This is a genomic window from Brevibacterium siliguriense, from assembly GCF_900105315.1.
GTDB classification, from domain to species: Bacteria; Actinomycetota; Actinomycetes; order Actinomycetales; family Brevibacteriaceae; genus Brevibacterium; species Brevibacterium siliguriense.
Genome location: NZ_LT629766.1, coordinates 2,847,608 through 2,866,398 on the forward strand (window position 1 = coordinate 2,847,608; position 18,791 = coordinate 2,866,398).

Below are 18,791 nucleotides of genomic sequence, written 5' to 3' on the forward strand. Positions count from 1 at the left end.
AAGGAGAAGGCATGCCAATTGTTAACCTCGACATCGTTCCTGAACTGATGGACGGAGACAGGGGGCCGCAGTATTTGCAGATCGCTCAAGGCGTCACTGACGCGATTGTCGCGAGCACTAGTGCTCCGGCGGAGTCCGACCATGTGCTGATCAATGAAGTCTCCTTCGAAAAGTACGCCGTTGGCGGGGTCATGCTGAGCAACCGGACGGGGATGGAGTCCTAACTGCTGCCACAACTTGACGCAATTCGGCCCCGGCCTCATCCCACGGTGGAGTCGGGGCCGTTGCGTCGTGTCAACTTCGAACGAAATCAATGTAGCCCGAAGTCAAGCTCCTGTCTTTATCCAAGGTCAAATGCACCCCCACCATTTTCCTCTGAAAGGGTGGAGCCCATTCGAATTGGACGTTTTGATTTGGTATCAGTTTGGGTACGTTGATGTCATTGCGTTCATCAAGGCAAGCCGCAATATGCCAGTACACAATCGAGCAGTTGTTTTATGGACTTCGCTATCTGGGTCGACTGGTCGCAAGTTCCTCAGCGTGCAGCTTGGATGAGGTCAACAATTTCCGTAAACCCTTTGTCTGCGGCGAGGTCCTCCGGGAGGGTGCCCTGCCCGTCAGGGATCGTGACATCAGCACCGCCCTTGATGAGCAAACGCACCGTCTCGATATGGTCTCGACCACCTGAACCGAGAACGATCGCTTCGTGCAGTGCTGTCCAGGATAGATTATTCACGTGGTTGACCGGAACACCAGCTTCGAGAAGGATCTTCACGGTGCTGACATGACCGTGCTCGCTAGCGGGAATGAGAGCAGTCCCTCCGTAGCGATTGGTCGACTTCACGTCGGCTCCATGCTCCAAAGTCGCTTCTAGGATACTGTCGAGGCCCTCGGCTCCGGCGTACAAAAAAGCGGAATCGTCAATCGCATCTTTCGCATTCGGATCCGCTCCGGCGTTCAGGAGCAGCCGAGCGAGCTTGCTGTCGCGGTTACGTGTGGCGGTGAGCACTGCAGGTTGCCCCTCAGAGTTGCGAACGTCGGCATCTGCTCCAGCCTCCAACGCCTGTCGCGCAGCATCGATGTCTTCGGATGCGACAGCTCCGATGAGTGCTTTGTTCTGATCTGACACAGTGTTCTCCTCAAAATCAGACTTCGCAGAATCCGAGGTTTCGGATCTGCTGGCTTCGGATGAGTCGGCCTGACTGCAGGCCGTCGTTGCGATGAGCATCGCGGTAAGTGCTGTCGAGCACAGCGCGAGGCGTACGACTCTTTTCATGGGCACTTCCTTCTATTGCGGACCGTAATTCCAAGCATTGGTCGTCAGCGTTCCTCCTCGCCTTTACCGTGATACGTGGCATGCAGGCCCTTGACCTGCGGGCTCAATTCCGCGATTGGTCCTACGCTCTCGACAGTGGGCGCGACCTGCTGGATCGACAGTGGTGCTACGGGGCCGGAATCAACTCCCCATTGGCTGAGCCATGACCGAAGTTGTTCGCCGCTCGCGGCATAGACAATCGTGCCCAGGCCCACCCAGGCATGAGCGGCACTGCACATCGGGCAGTGCTCTCCGGAAGTGTAGACAACAGAATCCGCCCGGACTTCTCGCGACAAGTTCTCCGCAGCCCAACGAGCGATCGCGAACTCCGGGTGCTGCGTGGCGTCCCCATCCTTCACCCGATTGCGATCTTCGCAGATCACGCGACCGCTCGGATCGACCAGGAGAGAGCCGAACGGCTCGTCTCCGGCCGCAAGAGATTCCTCTGCGAGCTCGATGCAACGGTGAAGGTGTGCGAGGTCGTCGCCTGTCAGTGAGACAGATGCTGATTCAGTCAAAGCTTCCTCCTATATATCGATATTCAGTGGTGACCAAAACAGAGCCGGCCATCTGGCACACGCTGCCTATGCAGTTCAAGCTCCGAAACCGCATCAACGTCTTAAGATTTCGCATACTCAGCGAGCCGCGGCCTGGCGCGTTCTGAATGGAAGTGGTGCACCCATTGCGCTGATCATCCCGGTCAGTCCTCCTCTTACATCAGCAGACATCACAGAATTGGTTCCGGCGGCATGACCGGGGTGGCCCGCTGTTTGGGACATCCCCCTCACCCGCTGGATGCATCCAAGCGCACTTGGTATACCAATTTCTATTGTCGTTCATTTCACCGCAACGGGCAAGAACACTCGTTTCGACTTTCACACTCCGTTGAGACCACCTTCCGACGACTGGCGGAACGGAACCGCTGGCGACAGATGCAACAGCAGTAGCGCGAATAAGCGCTGCGTACAACTGTCGCGTTATCCGACTCGTGGATGAGAGTCCATTGCCGGAGGAGTCTTCTCGGTCTGATGACTTACCGCTCGCGAACAGCGTATGTGAATCGAGCGACCCGACTAGTTGCATACTCCGCACCGAACCGTTCGAGCGCGATTCGTTTCGCATCCATCTTTCTTCGAACAGTGGCACACCTTTGCTCAAGAACAAGGGCGAAAGAGCAATCGTGAACTCGTCGATGAGCCCAGCGTTGACATAGCACGATCGTGTTGCCGCCGACAGAAACTCGAACGTCCTTCTTCCCGACTGTCTCGAGCGCCGGCTCAAACTGATGCAAGGAGGGGTGACAAGCGGGGTGTCATGCTGCGACTGCAAGTGACTCGATAATTGTTTCGTACTCGACAGGCGTCAATTGACCCAATTGAGCCAGTCGACGTCGGAGGTGATACTTCCGCTCGATCCAGGTCACGATCGCGAACCACAGCCGATTCGGGGCATCGGCTCGGAACCCATGCCGGGTGCGCCCAACGGCGTCGACGATCACGCACAGGTCGTCGTGGACGGGTGGCCCCGGCTGCTTACCGTTCTTGATCCTGGCCGTGCCGAAGACGGAGAACGACGAGTTGTGCGAGCACAGCCGCCACGCGGTGCGCATCGCCATCATGTCGCCGGCAGCCTCGGCTTCATGGGCCAGGTACCTGTATCCGAACTCCGGGTCATCACGATGGGCATCGAAGAGGGCGCTGGCCCGATAGGCATCGACAACAAAGGCTTCGGTAACCGGGCTGGCCAGCCACCGGTCAGACGGTCGGTGGGAGAACTTCTCCACCCGGCACGTCACCGCCACGGGGATCCCTTGACACGGCGAGCACTCTCACGAGCGGGTAGAGCACAATTGATCAGCAGGCTTCGCCTGCGATCGGTATATTGCGGCACGGCGGTGGACTTCGTTCTCCTGTTCGAACAGGCGCGTGCGGCGTCGTGGCTCGGCCGATTCGTCAGCGGTGGTGCCGGGTTTGCTGCCGGCATCGTTGTCTGCTTGGCGCAGCCATTTCGCGGTGGTGCCTTCGTAGACGCCGAAGTCCTTGGCGATGTGGGCGATCGTTGTCTTCTCGTCGCGGTTCAAAGCCACGCGGACGACGTCATCGCGGAACTCTTTCGGGTAGGGCTGTGGCATGGTGTCTATCCGTCCAGGCTCGCCTGTCAACAAACCAGATCAGATATCACCAAACCCTTCATCAGTCCCATCATCCAAGCCCGTCAAGCAACAGATTCGTCGACAGATCAGGCAGTGGACGGGGCAGAGCTATGATGCCGGCCACGAAGTAGTGCGGCTCCAGCTAGTCAGAAGCGAAGCCCTCCGTGGCGGCCTTCTCCAAGAGCCGTTCAATTGGCCGCACTTATCTCCCCCACATCTGATTCAGGAAAGGTCTTCCCATCGTTATTCCGCGCGAGCGTGGCCGCAACCTCATTCTTGTCTCTAGTCTTGACGCGTTCAGCGGCATCCGAGCGATCAGCATCGCCGCGATCCTCAGGTTGTTCATTGTCAAACCGCTCTCCGGCCTGGCGACGGGGTGTTGGTGGCTACCCGAGCCAGGGGGACAGATCGACCTGCACATGCTGATCGGTGCCGCAGGCCACCTGCTGCACTCTGTCGCATTCTTCGACGGTGACGGAGTAATGCGAATCATGTCCACAGCGTCCTACGACTCGTCGCTCACCTCTTGAATCTATTAGAGGCTCGCTGTCTGGCGAAGAATCTCCGCACGCTCGGCGGTGCCCACAGCAGCACCACCATGATGACGTGCAACAGGTCGGTGGGGATCACGACCGCCAGGTACATCCCGCCCTTGGACGCGGAGTAAAGGCTCCCGGCGGTGGCGGCGGCCAGGTACGCGGTCAGTGTGATCCTCGCCCACTGCCGTCCGCGCAGCACCTTCGGGGTCAGCCATACCAGAAGGATCACGTCCAGCAGGTGGAGAACGATCGAATAGATCATCACGAAGACAACGACCCGGTCCATCCACTCCTGGCTGAGGGTGCCGGCGGTTTCGCGTTCGATCGTTGCGACCAGCTCGGCCTGGTTGACAAACATGAGGATCGGCAGACCGACGAGCAACACAATGCTGACCGCGACGCCGATCAGCAGGAGTCGCAGCGCAGCCGGGGCGCGGTCAGGCGGGCGGTCGCGGTCGACGATCTGCCGGGACCCGTCGTTGAGCGATTGTTCTGACGATGACATGGATGCTCCTCGAGGACTCTGTCCGGTCTCTGCGGACCGGATGATCGAATGAGTGGACAGGTCAGACGTTGGGGGTCAGTGAAACTCTCATGAGGCGGTAGAACACGATGATGGCCACCAGTGTGCAGGCCGAGACTGCGGCTTCTTAGGAAGCCAAGTAAAGGAGCCTCTACGAAATCCGGAGCTTGACACGACGCCTCGCATCCTATGCCGGACTGGCACCGGTGACGAGGCGGTCGGGAACGTCGATCCGGGGTGACCATTCCTCGCGTCAGGGCAACAAGATCCTCAAACGGGCACTGTTCTTGTCTGCGTTCGCGGCGATGAAGGACCCGTTGTCGAAGGCGAACTACGACAAGAAGCGGGGCGAGCATAAGAAGCACAATCAGGCATTGATCGCGTTATCGAGAAGGCGGTGCAACGAACTCTACGCCATGTTGCGTGATGGTGCCTACTTCCGCACGCCCGAACTGGCCACTGCTGCCTGAACTGTTCCGGAGCGAAGTACCTGATCAGTCCGGAGGACGATTCCGGACTGACCGCCCTTGCCCTTCGAACCCAGCTGAATAGTCTTGAGGAACCTGACCGTCACGCCTTGACGTCGAACATAGGGACGCCCCCAGTCAAGATCCTGGCTGGGGGGGGTTCTTCTCATTCAACTCACCACCCGACCCTCTGGTGACATCGACTCCGGGACAGAATATCAGTACGGCAGCGGTCGCCTGAGGCCGCCGAACTCATATCGATGGGGCTGCCTCGCTTCTCTGGGCGTCGAAGTCGTCCAGGCCGGGAAAACCACCGCGGTAACGTCTCGCCCCATGGCAGGATGAGGCCGAGCACGAGGACTGTTCCTAACCACCCGCCGCCTGAGAACAACTGGCCCGGCAGCCGGATCGCGGATTCCGCAGCAGCTTCGCCTCCCAGCACCGGCCATCGGGTGACCAAAGCGCGGCGATGATGGTGAAGAGCTTGCGATGGAGCGCGACCCAATCAGCTATCCGACACACGAATCGGCCACGATGACTGGCGAGAATCCTGAACCACGCCCACAGTCCCCCGGTGACCGAAAACAGCAGATTTGAGAACAGGGTCGGAGCATATTGGAACGCTCCGGCGCCGAGGCGGTCCGCCAGAGTGGAGATGACCTGACGTCCCAGGATGAGACTCAGGATGACGACGACCGCGAACGGCACCCCAATAGACCACTGCAGAGACCGGTGGCTCCGCACCATTCGGGACACGATCACCGCCACAACGAACGGCAGAACAATGACAATGAGATAAACGACCGTCGACAGCGTCGCCATACTCCCGAACCCCATACCGAGGCTGGGTACCGCGAACACCCCCAGAGACTCAGAGCCCAGGTCGGCCGTTTATGCGGCCGCAAGCAGTCAGAGTCGCCTGCAGGAGTACTATTCGGTGCACAGCAGCGATGTGCCGCTCAGGACGAGAAGGCCCTCAGCCAACGAGAGCGCCAGCGTCCCTGCAGACTGACCGAGCAACATGATCAGCAGTGGCTGCTCCAATGTGCGAGATCGCCGGGTAAAGTGGAGCGCCCTCGCGAATGTTCGCGAGGGCGCTGCGACCGGACGTGCCAATCCGTGCAATGACGAATCGGCCCGGGTTCAGTTACCCGAGTCGCCGCCTCCGTCAGCCGGCTCCGAGGCGGGCGCGGAGGAATCCTTGCCCGCCGCGTCCTCGGCCAGTGAAGGATCTGCGGCCACGGCGTCCTCAAGCGCCTTCTTCAGACGGTCCTGAGCCTTTCCGTACTCCGCGAAGTCACCGTCCTTCAGTGCGGCATCGGAGTCCTCCATGGCTTTCTTCGCCTCCTGCAGAGCGTCGTTGAGGGCCTTGTCCGGCGAGCCGGACTTCGAATCCGCGGCGTCGCCGCCGGAGGTCGATCCCGATTCTCCATCTCCGCTGTCCTCGGTACCGGCGTCGCCGGCCGTAGCGCCGGAGTCTCCGCCGAAGACCTGGTCGAGCGCTTCGTCGAGTGTCGGAGCGAACCCGATGTCCTCACCGAAGGCCACGAGCACATGCTGCAGCAGCGGATAGGAGGTCTCACCGGCGGAGCGAACATAGACCGGCTGGACGTACAGCAGACCGCCGCCGATAGGCAGAGTCAGCAGGTTGCCGTTCTCAACTTCGGACTCACCCTGACGCAGCAGGTTCAGGCTGCGCTGCACATCAGGTGCGGTGTTGAAGTTGTTCTGTGCCTGACCAGGTCCGGGCACGGTGGTGTTGCGCGGAAGCTGGAGCAGACGCAGCTTGCCGTAGCCTTCGGCCGTCTCGCCCTGCTTGTTTCCGGCGTCAGCATCAGCCGAGAGGAAGCCGGTGAGGTTGTTTCGCGACTGTCCCTCGGACGATCGAGCTGGAATATAAGAGCTGGTCAGCGAGAACGACGGCGACTGCTGGCCCGGCATCTGCAGGGTCATATAGAACGGAGGCTGAGTGAGCCCGCTGCTCGCCTTCGTCGTCGGGTCCGTCGGCAGCGTCCAGAAGTCCTGACCGGAGTAGAACTCGCTGGCGGAGGTGACATGGTACTTCGTGAGCAGATCGCGCTGGACCTTGAACATGTCCTCCGGGTAGCGGACATGGCTCATGAGATCGCCGGACATCTCCGAGGATGACTTGATGAGTCCGGGGAACACCTTCATCCACGTCTTCAGAACCGGATCTTCCTTGTCCCACTGGTACATGTCGACTGAGCCGTCGTAGGCGTCGACAGTGATCTTCACCGAGTTCCTGATGTAGTTGACTTCGTCATCAGGCAGCGTCGCCACCGAATTCGGTGCCGACGCCGTGGTCGAATCCTCGGTGGCCTGCTGAAGCGGCTGCGGGGTGGAATACGGATAGTCCTCAGCAGTGGTGTAGCCGTCGAGGATCCACTTGATCTTCCCGTCCACAACTGCCGGGTAGGGATCGCCATCGACCTTGAGGAATGGAGCGAGCTTCTCCACACGTTCACGTGGGTGACGGTCGTAGAGGATCTGGGACTTGTCGTTGAGTGCGTCAGAGAGAAGGATCTGCTCGTCCTGGAACTTCAGGGCGTAGGCGAGGCGGTTGAACACGTTGCCCACCGACGGTCCGCCGTCTCCGGTGAAGGTGCTGTTCACCTGACCGGAACCGCTCTTCTCATCAGAGGGGTAGTCGAGCTCGCGTGGAGTCGCGCCCTTCGGAGCACCGACGATCGAGTAGTCCGGCGAGGATTCGCCGAAGTACACTCGCGGCTCGTATTCGGGGAAGTCACCCTTCGGAGGGATATCCGATTCCATGAACAGCGGCTCGCCGTCCGGGTTGCGCTGGTTGCCGTTGGCTGCGACCACTCCGAAACCGTGGGTGTAGACGATCGCTCGGTTGAACCAGCTCTGATTGTTCACCGAGCTCGGTGCGAGCTCGCGCACGGAGATGACGGTGTCCCGCATCTCCCCGTCGATGTTGTAGCGATCCACATCGAGTTTCTGCGGGAACGAGTAGTACGGTCGTACCTGCTGCAGTTGACGGAAAGTGTCCGAGACGAGGTTCGGATCCAGCAGACGGATCGAGGCCGCGGTCTCGGCGTCCTTGCGCAGGTCGCCCTTCTTGCCGCTTGTGCTCGGCTCGTACGGAGTCACCTCGATGTCATCGAAGTCGAACGCTTCGCGCGTGGCATCGATGTTGTGCTGGATGTAGTCCGACTCCTTGCTCTGCTGTGAGGGGTTGACCTGGAACTGCTGGAGCAGTGCCGGGTAGGCGATGATCGAGACACCGCCGAGCACGATGAGAGTGATCGTGGCGATGATCGAGATCCGCCAGTTGCCCTTCCAGGCGGTGTACACGAACAGCAGTGCCACCAGGACGGCAGCGATGGCGACGATCGCCATCGCCGGCAGAGCGGCATGATCGTCGACGTAGGTGACGCCGGGGACGATTCCGCCGGCTGCGGTCATCCGATCGTAGCGGGAGAGCCACAGCCGGCCGGCCTGAACGATGACGAGAACGGCCACGGTGATGCCCAGCTGCCACTGAGCGGCCTTCGTCAGGATGACGCCCTTCTGCTCGCCCGGACGGATTCCGCCGAAGAGATAATGGGCGACGAGGGCGGCGATGAGCGCCAAGAGCAGAGCCATGCCCAGCTGATTGCCGATGAGGCGCAGACCCGGCAGGACGAAGACGAAGAACGATTTGTCGAGACCGAACTGAGGATCCTTGGAGCCGAACGACGTCGAGTTGATCCATTCGAGGATCGTGTTCCAGTTCGCCGAGGCGGTGATACCTGCGAGGACGCCCATGACTGCAGGAATCGCGATCGTCGCGACCCGACGCAGAGGCTCGATGGCCTCACGATACCGATCGAGATTCTCCTGCCGCGGAGTCGTCGGTGCGTAGACGGGTCGATGACGGTAGGCCAAGTGCAGGCTGAGCCAGACCGGAACCGCCATGAGAATGAAACCGCCGAGGAACGTCAGCCCGCGGGTGAGCCACATGGTGCGGAAGACATTGGCGGCGTCGATCTGGCGGAACCACAGCACCTCGGTGTAGACCTGGGTGAAGGCGATGAAGGCGATCAGCAGGATCGCCACAGACACGAGGGTGAGCAGCAGCGGCGAACGTCGTGGCCGATTCGCCGGCATGCGTGCGGAGGTGGGTGAGGACGAGGTGCTCACTACTGCCCTTTCTCATTGTTGTCGGAACCATCGACAGGGCACTTCGGCAGATCCGAAGTGTTGCCGACGGCGTACTGCTCCACGGAATCCTGCGCGTCAGCGAGAGTGTCGATGCGCGCCACCGTGATCTTGGACTGGTCTGCGGCGGCCATGACCTCCGCACAATTGTCGGCGGGTGAGAGGAACAGCGTCGCTCCCTTCTCAGTGGCAGCGGCCACTTTCTGGCGAGCACCGCCGATCGGGCCGACCGTTCCGTCGGGAGTGATCTCACCGGTGCCGGCTACATGTTTGCCGCCGGTCATCGCCCCGGGGGTGAGCTCATCGATGATGGCCAGAGCGAACATCGTCCCTGCCGAAGGGCCGCCGACGCCGTCGACGTTGAATGTGACGTCGACGGGGAATTCGAAGTCCTGCTTCATCGTGATGCCGATCGCCTTGCGGTCGTCGACTTTCGCAGGAGTGAGACTGACCGTCGACGACTTCCCATTGCGTTCGATTCCGAGTTCGACGGAGTCCGATCCCTGAACGGTCTCGCTCATGATCTGCGCGGCATCGGGGTCGGAGTCCAGCTTCTTTCCGTTGACCGACATCAGACGGTCACCCTTGCGCAGTTTGTCCTGCGCCGGAGCATCGGCGACGACTTCGTCGACCGACAGATGCACCGAATACTTCTTGCCCAGCTGGCCCATGGCGGCCGCGATGGCGACGTCCTGACTCGATGACATCTCGACCGCATTCGACTCGGTCACGTCCTCTCGAGTGGTGTCCAGCGGGTAGTACGCCTCCGTCGGCACCACGGTCTGTTCGCCGTTGATGAGTGCGCCGAGCGCCTGAGAAGCATAGACATCGCGGCCGGGCCCGCCGCTGACGGCGACGGTGAGCATATCGATGCGACCTGCTGTCGGATACGTCTTGGCACCGGAGACGCTGATCATCGGGTCGCCCTGGTAGTCACCGAGTGTGTTGAAAACCGGTCCCGGCAGCTGAAGCATGTACGGAACCGGCAGAAGCACGGCCAATGCGATGAAGATGTAGGTGAGGACGCCCGAAGTCGTGGCAAGACGCGGAGTCCGTCGTCGTTTGGTGCCGCGTGTCGGAGCCGGTGCCGCCGGCACGGCCCGAGGGGCGTTCTCTGTCATGTAATCCTTTCGCTGCACCGCCCCACCAGTCTAGTTGAAACCTCAGCGTCCGTTTCACAGACTCCTTTCGCCCGGTGCGAACATCCTGCGAAACCTCCCGGAATTGGGAAGCTTCGCACATTCGGAACCGTTAACGTTGAGTCAAACCGATTCTTGGGGGCTGTAGAACAATGACCGATGACAACAACAACGAGCAGAATCCGTTCGAGCAGATCTTCGGAATGCTCTTCGGCGCCAATGGTCCCGGATCCGGTCAGGGAGACGACAAGAACAGTTCGGGCATGCCGCAGGGCTTCTCGATCGATCCGGCGATGATGTCGTCCATCATGAGTCAGATGCAGGGGCTCTTCGGCCAAGGTGCCGACCCGCAGGCCCAGGCCGTGTCGATCGCCCAGAAGGCCGTGCCGGATCCCGACCCTTCGGTGTCCGAAGACGCCGAGCGCGCGACGACCGACGCATTCCGCCTGGCAGAGCTCTGGCTCGCCGAAGCCACCGACTTCTCCGTCGCCAACCGCACCGCGCGGCCGCTGCGCCGTGCCGACTGGGTCAAGGAGACGATGCCGGGCTGGCAGAAATTCGTGCTGCCTATCAAGGAGAACATGTCTTCGGCGCTCACCGATACGCTCGAGTCCCAGGTTCCGGCCGAGATGAAGGGCATCCTTGCGGGTGCTTCGTCGATGTTCGGGTCGATGAGTGATTCGATGTTCGCCATGCAGATCGGACAGGCCGTCGGCGCGCTGTCCGAAAGCGTCCTCACCGGCACCGAGGTGGGATTGCCGCTGCTCCCTCACGACACCGCCGTGGTCATCGAGACGAACATCGAGACGTTCGCCTCCGAAATCGACGTCGACGTCTCCGAAGTCCGCATCTATCTCGCGGCTCAGGAACTCGCCCATCTCGCCCTGTTCGAACGTGCGCCGTGGCTGAGCGCGCAGGTCGAGACGGCACTGACCCGCTATGCGCAGGGCCTGAAGGTCGACACCTCGCAGATCGAGGATATGGCGTCGAACATCGATCCCTCGAACATCTCCGACCTCAGCGACAATATCCGCCAGGGTCTGTTCAACCCGCCGACGACAGACGATCAGAAGAAGGCACTGACGTCGCTGGAGAACCTTCTCGCCGTCATCGCCGGCTGGGTCGACGTCGTCGTCTACGAAGCCTGCAGACATCTGCCCGGTCGCGATCAGATCCGCGAAGCCATGCGCCGTCGCCGGGCGACCGCAGGGCCAGCGGAGAAGACGTTCTCAACGCTCGTCGGCCTCGAGTTCAACCCCCGTCGCCTCCGCGATGCGGCCGCGCTGTTCGGCTACCTCGAGACGCAGGGCGGCGCCGAGGCTCGCGATCGGGTGTTCTCTCACCCGGATCTGCTGCCGACCACTCAGGACCTCGATGACCCTCTGGGATATTCTGAGCGTCGTCACGCCGAGTGGACCAACGAGTCGAGCATCGATGAAGCACTGTCCCGCATCCTCGCCGAGGGCCTCGACGGGGCAGGCGGAAGCGACGCCGAGTCGAGCGCCGAGTCCGAGGATTCGGGTTCCGATGGATCCGAATCGTCCGACGACGACAGCTCCGACAGTCCAGACGATCGCTGAATGATCGATCTCGATACCGCCCGGCAGGAGGTCGAGCGCGGACCGCAGAACCCATTCTCCCCGGCCTTCGCGGAGCTCTTCGACCGGCAGGGTGCCGATTCCCTGCGCCGCTCCGGCGGTGAGCAGCATGTGACCGCCAGCTGCCTGGTCATCGATCCGAGCGCCGAGGCGGTTCTGCTCAACCACCATAGGAAAGCCCGATTGTGGGGTCAGTTCGGCGGCCACCTGGAAACCGTCGACCTCTCCCTCCGCGGTGCCGCACGCAGAGAAGCCGAAGAGGAGAGCGGTCTGCGCCCGCTCCCCCGAGTGACGGCGGCCCCCATTGATCTGCATGTGCACGACCTATCGGTCGCATTCGGGACCTGCACCCGGCATTTCGACGTCGTCTTCGCAGCCCTGGCTTCGACAGACGACTCACCACGCGTGTCGGACGAGTCCTTCGACGTCGCATGGTTCCCACTGAACCAGCTGCCCGACGAGCTCATGCCCGATCTGCCGAACCGACTGCCGAACCTCTATCGCTCCGCCGTGGCAGCCCTCAGCTCCGGCGACTGAAACGTTCTCCGTCGCTGAAGCCTTCGAGGTAGAGTTTTGCGTCCGCCTGCCGCGGATGACGATCTGCCAACTCATGGAATTCCTTCGAGTGCGGGCCGATCTGCAGGTGCACGAGCTCATGGGCCACCACGGTCTCCAACACCCATCGAGGCACGGACTGCAGGCGATGTGAGACGCGGATGTCGCCCGTCGACGTGGTCGTCGACGCCCACCGGCTGACATTCTGATTCGTTACCCAGCGAATCGATTCCGGCCGCAGCCTCCCTCCGAAGTACCGTCGGCTCAGCTCATCTGCCAACTCAGTGAGGTCAGTGTCCGAGGAATGGTCTCGGGCGGAGAGCCGATTGAACAGGTCCGTCAGCGATCGGATGTTGTGCTCCACGCTGTAGCGCACGGGAGTGCGCAGCACGTAGGTCTCGATCTCCTTCGAAACGGCGACGGTCTTCTTCCGCCGGGCCGATCGACGCACTTCGATCTCACCCCGGGCGATCGCCCGCAGCACCCCTTCTTCGCTCCACCGCTGTGTTCTGCTCACCGGTCCATCATAGGAAACGGCACGGACACGGTGACAGCGGCATTGGAATGGCCTGAAGACCAGCGCACGTCCATCTCCGAAGTTTGTGAGTTTCCTGAGTCTGCAGAGAATCGGGGCACGAATCCCCCGTCCACAGCCGCCTCGGTGGTCATCGTTCCCGCCGAACAGGAGCTGGCCCGATCAGGTGCCCGTTTATCAACAGGACCAGATCCACTCAAGGCACCTTTCCTCCACAGACGCCACGGCGATTCCCACAGGTTATCCACAAGCTGTTGACGCGTCTGTGCATGACGGTGCATTGACGCGGAGGCTATTGCGGAATAAGTTCTATGCTTGACCCCGGAAAACCCGAGGGTGCGTGCGGAAGGGGAAGCCGCACGAGTCCTCGCGAGCGCCTGGGGCAATATGCGGCTGAGGGCATGTCGGGACACGCTTCCCGGCCTGTCCTCAGCCGTTTTCCACATGGTTATCCACAACCCGGCCCGTCTCATGGCGATTACGCCGCACGTTCACTACTGTGGAAGTCTCCACTGTGAGCAGGCGAAGGGGCCGAGATGTTCAGAATCTTTCCGAGTGTTCCGATCACATGGCGCTCGTCTTCATGCATCCAGTTCGGCGCCGATGATCCTGTGCTCATCGATGGCCTGCTGCCCGGCGATGCCAGCCTCATCGAGGATCTTCGACTCGGCATCGGCTCGGCCCAGTTCTATGCGCGCGCTCAGGAACTCGGGGTCGATCTCAGCAGGGCGAGCTCCCTCATCACCCTCCTCGGCGAGGCGAGTGTGCTCATCCCCGACGATGCCGACATCGGCAGCGTGCCCAAAGGATCGCCAGTCTTCGCCGCTGCGCGCATCTTCAATCTGTCGCCGGACCGTGTGTCACAGGTCCTAGGAACCCGGCCGGTGTTGGTCACCGGTCCGCTGCGTTCCCATGTCGAGGGGCAGTTGGCCGCCCTCGGATTCGCCGTCGCCGCGGCCCACCGTGTCGAGGAGCTCGACCTCATGGCGGCACCGGTGGTGATCACGAGTTCGCATCTGGTTCCAGACCTGAATGCCGCAATGTGGCTCAGCGATCGCGAGGTCGACCACTGCCAAGTCGTCCTCGGTGAGCAGGCAGTGGAGATCACGGGACTCATCCGTCCCGGTTCGACGCCGTGTTCTGTCTGCGCCTGCCTGCACAGGAAGGACAGTGATGCCGGGTGGCTCGATCAGCATCCCCGTCTGCGTGCTCTGCCCGAACGCGAGAGCCTGAGCGATCCAGCCGCGCGGCTCCTGGGATCCGCACATGTCGTCCAGATGCTCCGTCACGCGCTGCTGCGACCCGGGACTGCACCGGTCCGTCGCATGGTCACCTTGGATGCCGGAGAGGTCACGGACACCGGTCTGGACTTCCATGACCGCTGCCAGTGTCGCACGCCTGTCCCTGATTTCGGGTCAGTCGCCGATCAGACCCAATAGGTTCGCTCCGTAGAGTTCGAGTTTCGTCGCACCGATCCCGGGGACCCGAGCGAGTGCGTCGAGGCTGCGGGGACGGACCTCTGCGATGACAGACAGCGAGGTGTCCGTGAGCACCAGGTACGGCGGCAGTCCCTGCTCCATACCGACACGCACCCGCCACCGGCGCAGACGGTCCAGCAGCTCGAGGTCGATGCCGGCAGGACAGTCGGAGCATCGCCCGAGGGCACGATCGATCTGCGATACCAACGCCCTCCCGCAGCCGCAGCAGCGGTTGAGAGCCGCAGAGTTCGACTCAGTGCGGCCACTTCCCACCATCGGCGCTGACTGACCGAGTTCGGCGAGGAATCGCGAAGATCTCCGCGGTTTCTGTTTGTTGTCGAACCGAGCCAGTGACCAGCTCATCCGCAGGTCTGTGCCGGCACGAGTCAGTGCCACGTAGAACAGGCGCCTCTCCTCGGCGATCGCCATCGGCGTCTGGGCGTAGCTGATGGGCAGCAGACCCTCGCTGAGCCCCACCAGGTGCACGCTGTCCCACTCCAAGCCCTTCGCGGCGTGGAAGGACGCCAGAGTGACCCCTTCGATATCCGGGGCGAACTGATGCTCGGCGCGATCCGACAGGTCGTCCAGGAAGACTTCCATCGGCACGGGAAGCTCCTGACCGTGCTGATGTTCATCGGCGAGGTCGACAAGAGCTTTCAGCGATTCCCAGCGCTGCCTGCCGGCTCCGGCCGCAGGCGGCTCCCGAGTGAATCCGAGCGAACCGAGGACCTCCACCACAGCTTCGGGCAGACGCTGTCCGCTCGAGGTCGCGCGCGCGGCTTTGAGCATGAGCACGGCTTCTTTGACCTCTTTGCGTGCGAAGAAGCGCTCTCCGCCGCGCAGCACATACGGAATTCCGGCGGCGGCCAGCGCGTGCTCATAGGACGGACTCTGTCCGTTCGTACGGAAGAGGACTGCGATGTTGCGAGGACGACGCCCGGCCTGGATCTCGGCGGAGATGGCTTGGACGACACCGCTGGCCTCGGCTTCGTCCGTGGGATACTCCACCATCCGCGGCTGCCGACCCATCGGATTGTCGGTTCGCAGCGTCAGCGCGGACTGTGAGGTGTGCCGCAGCAGGCTGTTCGCCGTCGACACGATGGCCTGAGACGACCGGTAGTTGCGCACCAAGCGGATCGTTCTGGCTTCGGGCATCGACGTGCTGAGCGAGCCGAGCAGACTCGCATCGGCTCCGGCGAACGTATAGATGGTCTGGGCGGGATCGCCGACGACACAGAGATTGTCACGTTGGCCGAGCCAGCGGGAGAGAACATCGAACTGCAGCGGCGAGACGTCTTGGAACTCGTCGACGACGAAGTGCCTGTACTGTTCGCGGATCTCTGCCGCGATGGCCGGGTACTCGGCCAGGACACCGGAGAGCACGAGGAGCACATCATCGAAGTCGAGCACCCGACCTCGTGTCTTCGCCTCCCCGTAGGCTTCGAAGATCCGAACCATGTCCTCGACGCTCAGCTGACCGGGGAGGTCCCGGACCGCGGCCTTCGTCGAATAGTCTTCGACGCCCAGCAGGGAGGAAGCCGCGAACTCGATCTCCGAAGCGACATCTCTGGTCAGTTCACGGCTGGTCTCCAATCCGAGACTCTGCATGACCGAGCCGATGATGCCCGCCTTGTTCTCGATGATCCGCGGAAAGTCACCATCGGCGAACCGGTCCCAGAAGAAGCGCAGCTGACGCAGCGCCGCTGAGTGGAACGTCCTGGCCTGTACTGCGGGAACTCCGAGGCCGCGCAGGCGTGAGCGCATCTCCCCCGCTGCTTTTGCGGTGAAGGTCAGAGCGAGGACATGGTTGGCCGGGAACACCTCGGATGCGATTCCGTAGGCGATCCGGTGTGTCATGGCGCGGGTCTTGCCTGTTCCGGCGCCGGCGAGGACGATCACCGGTGAGTCGAAGTGGGTGGCGACGGCGCGCTGTTCATCGTCCAGGGCCTCGAGCAGGGCCGTGGCCGAAGCGTTCATGCGTTGTCCAACCAGCTGTGCAGGAGTTGACCGGCGATGGAGATCGTCGACGGGGCGCGCACCTCGCCGTTCGCAATGGCATTCTGCAGCTCCTCGCGGGCGAACCAGCGCAGGGAGGCGATCTCCGCCTCATCGGCGGCGAAGTCACGGCTGGGAGCGATCGCCGAGAAGCCGAGCATGAGTGAGCACGGAAACGGCCATGGCTGGGAGCCCAGATACCGCGGATCGGTGACTTCGAGGTGAGCTTCTTCCCAGATCTCACGGATCACGGCGTGTTCGAGGGTCTCCCCCGGTTCGACGAATCCGGCCAATAGCGAATAACGGTCGGATTCCCAGGCGGCGTTGTTGCCCAACAGGACACGCTCGACACCCGACTCATCGGTGTTGACGATGACGACGATGACAGCGGGATCGGTGCGGGGAAAATGTTCGCTTCCGCTCTCCGGGTCCCGGCGGACCCAACCGCCGAGCACCGGAGTGGTCGGAGTCCCTGTGCGTGGGGAGAACCGGTGCGCGCGATGCCAGTTTCCCAAACCGACGATCTCGCACGCCAGGGACACCTGCACGTCGTCGAGTGCTTCGGCGAGGTGGCGCAACGGCAGCCAGACGGGTTCGGAGCTGTCGATGCCCTCTCCCGGGGCAGTGAGCAGGTCGGAGGCGTCCCGGGCCCGCGAGGCGTCCAGGCGGGCATCGATGTGGCTGCGGCCGGCATCGTCCAAGGACACTCCGATATAGCGGGTGCCCTGCGGGTCACGACCGAGGTAGACCTCCGTCTGTCCCTCCGGCACCAGTTCGCGGTCCGTCAGGAAGAGTCCACCGCCGGCGACAAGCAGCGTCCCGCGGTATTCGAATACGGCTTGAGCTCCCGAGGCCCAGATCTCGCTGAGATCCCCGTCCTGGCCCCGAGTCAAATGGTCGCGATCGATTCCGTGTCGGGCGAGGCTGATCGGCTGCACTGGAGGCAATGGCTTCATGCCCTCCACGATATCCCAGCGTCCTGACACAACGGCCGTGGCCGTGTCTGCCTGATCGGACCCGAAATTCGCCTCGACAGACACGCTCGACGGCGAGTCCCGTGTCTCAGCCGAACCCAGACGGTAGATTGGGGAAGGTGGATACCAAGGCGCTCAAGTTGACTGCGATCGCGGCGACGATGCTCGACGGCTTCGTCCCAACCTCATGGACTCCCCTGCCGCCCCTGGACGCCGGAGTCAGGGTCCTGCTCGACGATGGCGATCAGCAGCTCGTTGCAACCGCTCAGACCCAGCTTGATCGGACCGCGGACATCGGTTCGTCCGCAGAGGCCGGACGCATCTACGAGGCCATGTATCCGCATGCCGACTTCGTATGGCCGCGACTGCGGGCCATCACCGAGGTGGACGCCGACTATTTCGACACGGCGTCCCCGACGACGGTGACTCTGGCCGATCCGCTGCCGGGTGCGCCTCTGGGAGATGTGCCCATCGCCGATACGGCCCGGGCCAGTTCGTTGGCGCAGGCTCTGGCGACACTGCATTCGACAGCGCCCGAACCCGTCTCCGATGCTGGTTTCCCAGTGGAGGATCCCTCCCGATCTCAGTTCCTCATCCTCGAACGCCTCGATCAGGCGGCGAGCACTGGGAGGGTGCCGTCATCTCTGCTGCAGCACTGGGAAGAGGAATTCGAGAAGGTCGCGCTCTGGCATTTCCTCGCCACACCAATCCACGGCTCCATCGATGAGACGAGCGTCTACACCGATCAGGAGCGCGTGCTCGCACTCGCGGAGATCGGCCGTCTGCGCGTTGCCGATCCGGCCATCGATCTCGCCGCGGCGTCGGCGCTGATCGATCCTGCAGCCCTGCCGACTTTCTACGAGGAATACCGCAATTCCCGACCCCGCGCCGATGAGCATGTCATCGCCCGTGCCGAGCTGCTGGCTGAATTCGCGGTGCTCGACTGGCTGCTCGAAGCGGTAGATTCCGGCGATGAGACGGCCGTCTTGGATGCTGCCGCTCTGCTCAGCTCATTCAATGACGTCCTGTTCGGCAGCTCCTCCGATGGAACCGCCGCTCAGGGACCGGACTCGGACTCCGCTTCTGCCGACCATGCGGCCTCCCGCGAGGGTACGACCTCAGCAGCTGCGACGGCCGGCGATGCTCCCGATGTCGAAGCCGCCATCACGGAGAGCGCAGCAGCCGATGTGTTCATTCCCGGGGCTCAAGCAGCCTCGGATGACGATTCGGAGTTCGGCTCCGAGCCGGGATCACAGGTGCGGACCGAACCGACTTGGGAGTCCGACGAAACTGACGACGGGGATGACACCGGCCGGATCCGTTAATCACAGCCGACTTC

The 18,791-nt window shown here is 62.3% G+C and carries 16 protein-coding genes and 1 pseudogene; 6 read left to right on the forward strand and 11 right to left on the reverse strand.

The features are described from left to right. Nucleotides 1–11: 11 nt before the first annotated feature. The gene (locus tag BLU88_RS12710; RefSeq protein ID WP_092014501.1) at nucleotides 12–224 is read left to right on the forward strand and encodes a tautomerase family protein; all 213 of its coding nucleotides are present in this window, start codon (nucleotides 12–14) and stop codon (nucleotides 222–224) included. Between the two features lie 311 nt (nucleotides 225–535). Here the strand turns inward: BLU88_RS12710 and BLU88_RS12715 are convergent, their stop codons facing one another. From BLU88_RS12715 to BLU88_RS12735, 5 genes are all read right to left on the reverse strand, one after another. Next, entirely contained in the window at nucleotides 536–1,129 is a 594-nt protein-coding gene (locus BLU88_RS12715) for an ankyrin repeat domain-containing protein (protein ID WP_231939400.1), read from the reverse strand. A 191-nt stretch (nucleotides 1,130–1,320) separates the two neighbouring features. After that, nucleotides 1,321–1,833 carry a nucleoside deaminase gene (locus tag BLU88_RS12720; RefSeq protein ID WP_197678136.1) on the reverse strand — a complete coding sequence of 171 codons (513 nt, stop codon included), beginning with the start codon at nucleotides 1,831–1,833 and terminating at the stop codon, nucleotides 1,321–1,323. A gap of 794 nt (nucleotides 1,834–2,627) precedes the next feature. Beyond that, entirely contained in the window at nucleotides 2,628–3,116 is a 489-nt protein-coding gene (locus BLU88_RS18400; RefSeq protein ID WP_197678137.1) for a hypothetical protein, read from the reverse strand. Between the two features lie 27 nt (nucleotides 3,117–3,143). Continuing rightward, nucleotides 3,144–3,446 carry a transposase gene (locus BLU88_RS18405; RefSeq protein ID WP_197678138.1) on the reverse strand — a complete coding sequence of 101 codons (303 nt, stop codon included), beginning with the start codon at nucleotides 3,444–3,446 and terminating at the stop codon, nucleotides 3,144–3,146. Between the two features lie 540 nt (nucleotides 3,447–3,986). Continuing rightward, a complete protein-coding gene (locus BLU88_RS12735; protein ID WP_092014504.1) occupies nucleotides 3,987–4,511 on the reverse strand; it encodes a hypothetical protein in 525 nt (174 codons plus the stop codon). A gap of 197 nt (nucleotides 4,512–4,708) precedes the next feature. Between BLU88_RS12735 and BLU88_RS12740 the strand changes: the two are divergent. Beyond that, a pseudogene (locus BLU88_RS12740) lies at nucleotides 4,709–4,999 on the forward strand (transposase); the annotation flags it as partial. Nucleotides 5,000–5,362: 363 nt separating this feature from the next. On the opposite strand, the gene BLU88_RS12745 reads toward BLU88_RS12740, so the two are convergent. The 3 genes from BLU88_RS12745 to BLU88_RS12755 form a co-directional block, all read right to left on the reverse strand. Further along, nucleotides 5,363–5,818 (reverse strand): hypothetical protein, encoded by a 456-nt coding sequence (locus BLU88_RS12745; RefSeq protein WP_157689101.1) that lies wholly within the window; start codon nucleotides 5,816–5,818, stop codon nucleotides 5,363–5,365. 321 nt (nucleotides 5,819–6,139) lie between these two features. Continuing rightward, nucleotides 6,140–9,160, reverse strand: coding sequence for a UPF0182 family membrane protein (locus BLU88_RS12750; RefSeq protein ID WP_092014509.1), 3,021 nt, complete (start codon nucleotides 9,158–9,160; stop codon nucleotides 6,140–6,142). Next, a complete protein-coding gene (locus tag BLU88_RS12755; RefSeq protein ID WP_092014512.1) occupies nucleotides 9,160–10,299 on the reverse strand; it encodes a YlbL family protein in 1,140 nt (379 codons plus the stop codon). Before BLU88_RS12755 ends, BLU88_RS12750 begins: the two co-directional genes overlap by 1 nt. Nucleotides 10,300–10,469: 170 nt before the next feature. On the opposite strand from BLU88_RS12755, the gene BLU88_RS12760 reads away from it, so the two are divergent. Together BLU88_RS12760 and BLU88_RS12765 are read left to right on the forward strand one after the other, a co-directional pair. Beyond that, on the forward strand, nucleotides 10,470–11,897 hold the full coding sequence (locus BLU88_RS12760; protein WP_092014516.1) for a zinc-dependent metalloprotease: 1,428 nt from the start codon (nucleotides 10,470–10,472) through the stop codon (nucleotides 11,895–11,897). Next, the gene (locus BLU88_RS12765; RefSeq protein WP_092014519.1) at nucleotides 11,898–12,452 is read left to right on the forward strand and encodes an NUDIX hydrolase; all 555 of its coding nucleotides are present in this window, start codon (nucleotides 11,898–11,900) and stop codon (nucleotides 12,450–12,452) included. It begins immediately after the preceding gene. On the opposite strand, the gene BLU88_RS12770 is transcribed toward BLU88_RS12765, so the two are convergent. Next, nucleotides 12,436–12,987 (reverse strand): M48 metallopeptidase family protein, encoded by a 552-nt coding sequence (locus tag BLU88_RS12770; RefSeq protein ID WP_092014522.1) that lies wholly within the window; start codon nucleotides 12,985–12,987, stop codon nucleotides 12,436–12,438. The genes BLU88_RS12765 and BLU88_RS12770 overlap by 17 nt on opposite strands. Before the next feature lie 554 nt (nucleotides 12,988–13,541). On the opposite strand from BLU88_RS12770, the gene BLU88_RS12775 reads away from it, so the two are divergent. Beyond that, nucleotides 13,542–14,444, forward strand: coding sequence for a hypothetical protein (locus BLU88_RS12775; protein ID WP_092014525.1), 903 nt, complete (start codon nucleotides 13,542–13,544; stop codon nucleotides 14,442–14,444). Here the strand turns inward: BLU88_RS12775 and BLU88_RS12780 are convergent. Together BLU88_RS12780 and nudC are read right to left on the reverse strand one after the other, a co-directional pair. Continuing rightward, complete coding sequence (locus BLU88_RS12780) at nucleotides 14,421–16,460, reverse strand: ATP-dependent DNA helicase UvrD2 (RefSeq protein WP_092014528.1); 2,040 nt, start codon at nucleotides 16,458–16,460, stop codon at nucleotides 14,421–14,423. The two genes, BLU88_RS12775 and BLU88_RS12780, sit on opposite strands and share 24 nt — an antisense overlap. Beyond that, nucleotides 16,457–17,434 carry an NAD(+) diphosphatase gene (gene nudC, locus BLU88_RS12785; RefSeq protein ID WP_092017476.1) on the reverse strand — a complete coding sequence of 326 codons (978 nt, stop codon included), beginning with the start codon at nucleotides 17,432–17,434 and terminating at the stop codon, nucleotides 16,457–16,459. The genes BLU88_RS12780 and nudC overlap by 4 nt, the downstream gene beginning before the upstream one ends. Nucleotides 17,435–17,571: 137 nt before the next feature. Here nudC and BLU88_RS12790 point away from each other — a divergent pair, with 137 nt between their 5' ends. Further along, entirely contained in the window at nucleotides 17,572–18,777 is a 1,206-nt protein-coding gene (locus BLU88_RS12790) for a protein kinase family protein (RefSeq protein WP_231939401.1), read from the forward strand. Nucleotides 18,778–18,791 lie beyond the last annotated feature (14 nt).